The 1449-nt window shown below is 33.2% G+C and carries 1 protein-coding gene; it reads left to right on the forward strand.

The window, feature by feature from the left end; genetic code table 11:
• Positions 1–83: 83 nt before the first annotated feature.
• Positions 84–1408 (forward strand): IS3 family transposase gene (locus CKK03_RS23300; protein ID WP_142354054.1). Its coding sequence is split into 2 segments (ribosomal slippage): positions 84–456 and positions 456–1408, totalling 1326 coding nucleotides; the frame shifts between segments, so codons are not numbered across the junction.
• Positions 1409–1449 lie beyond the last annotated feature (41 nt).

A 1449-nucleotide genomic window follows, 5' to 3' on the forward strand; every position in this document is an offset into this window, starting at 1 on the left:
AGGGACATTATTCGGGTTTTCTTATATTAATGAAATTAAAACCCGTTTATAATATACCTAACGATTATGGACGGAGGATATATATGAATAAAAAGGCTTTTACAGAAGAAGAAATAAAGGAATTAATGGACAACCCTAACATCATTAAAGTTACCCCTAATGCTATCACTTATTTACCAGAGTTTAAGGTAAAAGCTGTTCTTTCATACATTGGGGGCACTTCTCCTTCGGAGATTTTTAGGGAGAATGGTATTTCCCTTGATCTTCTAGGTACAGATATACCTAGAAAGAGATTGTTTCAATGGAAGAAAATATATGACGAACAAGGTGAACTGGGGTTACTTTTTAATAAACGAGGTTCAGGAAGAAAAAAATCTAATAATCCTAAAGAGTTATCCGTTGAAGAGAAATTAAAGAGAGCGGAAGCTCGAATCAAGCTTTTGGAAGCTGAAAATGACTTCTTAAAAAAGCTGGAGGAACTCGAAAGGCAGGCGATGAAGAAAAAACGTTACTAACCCCTTCTCAAAAATTTGGACTGATTAAATCCACTATAGAAAAATATGAATTAAAAAGACTGCTAAGCTATTTATGTAAAGTAGCTGGAGTTAGTAAAAGTGGGTATTATGCTTGGTTAAAGGCGTTCAAGAATCGGATGGAACGTGAAAAAAAGGATCAAGATGATGTCAAATTAATTTGTATACTCTTTGAACAATATCATCAAAAAATTGGCGCTCTTCAAATTAAAATGTATTTAGAAAACGATTATGGTGTTGTCATGAATCATAAAAAGATAAGAAGATTAATGCGCAAATTTCTTTTAATTACGCAGGTAAGAAGGTCAAGACCTTATAAAGATATCGCGAAAGCGACAAAGGAACATCGTACCTTCCCTAACCTATTAGAACGTAATTTTGATCAAAAAGAACCAGGCAAAGTTTTATTAACCGATATTACTTACCTATACTATTCAAATGGACAAAAAGCCTATTTATCTTGTGTTAAAGATGGAAGTACAAAAGAAGTAGTTGCTTCTTATTTATCTTCCTCATTAAAAATGGATATAGTCTATAAAACTTTAGATAAATTAAAGCAAAATAAGTTGCACGAGAAACCAATTATTCATTCGGATCAAGGTGTGCATTACACGAATCCGGAATTTCAAAAAAGAGTGAAGGAATTAAACATTACCCAATCAATGTCAAGGAAAGGTAACTGTTGGGATAACGCCCCCATGGAATCATTTTTTGGCCATTTAAAAGATGAAATAGACTACAAATCGTGTAAGACTTTTGATGAACTAAAGCAATTAATCAATAAATATATCGAAGATTATAATACTAAACGATACCAATGGGATTTAAATAAGATGACCCCGGCTCAATACCGGAATCATCTTTTGGCTGCATGAGTCCCTTTTTATAAGTGTCTAAAATTGGGGGCACAGTTCAC

Origin of the sequence: Fredinandcohnia onubensis, assembly GCF_002734215.1 — a bacterium.
GTDB classification, from domain to species: Bacteria; Bacillota; Bacilli; order Bacillales; family Bacillaceae_L; genus Ferdinandcohnia; species Ferdinandcohnia onubensis.